This is a genomic window from Terrabacter sp. 2YAF2, assembly GCF_052114705.1.
GTDB lineage: Bacteria > Actinomycetota > Actinomycetes > Actinomycetales > Dermatophilaceae > Terrabacter.
Genome location: NZ_JBFRFG010000067.1, coordinates 1 through 442, shown reverse-complemented (window position 1 = coordinate 442; position 442 = coordinate 1). Strand labels below are relative to the sequence as shown.

The 442-nt window shown below is 71.7% G+C and carries 1 protein-coding gene; it reads right to left on the bottom strand.

Translation table 11 applies throughout. The annotated features are described in order from the left end of the window. On the bottom strand, window positions 1-442 hold a 442-nt coding region (locus AB4030_RS22455; RefSeq protein ID WP_442281414.1), incomplete at both ends, for an NAD(P)/FAD-dependent oxidoreductase.

Below are 442 nucleotides of genomic sequence, written 5' to 3'. Positions count from 1 at the left end.
CCTCCTCGATGGCGGAGTCGCCGCCGCCGACGACGGCGATGTCCTGGTCGCGGAAGAAGAACCCGTCGCAGGTCGCGCACCACGAGACGCCGTGACCGGACAGCTCCTTCTCGCGGGGCAGGCCGAGCTCACGGTAGGCCGAGCCCATCGCGAGGATGATCGAGCGGGCCCGGTGGGCGGTGCCCTCGCCGTCGGTGACGGTCTTGACGTCGCCGGTCAGGTCCACCGCGGTGACGTCGTCGGTGACGAGCTCGGCGCCGAAGCGCTCGGCCTGGGCGCGCATGCCGTCCATGAGGTCGGGTCCCATGATGCCGTCCTTGAAGCCGGGGAAGTTCTCGACCTCGGTCGTGTTCATCAGCGCGCCGCCAGCGGTCACGGCGCCCTCGAAGACGAGGGGCGCGAGGTTCGCGCGGGCCGCGTAGACGCGTAGACGGCCGCGGTG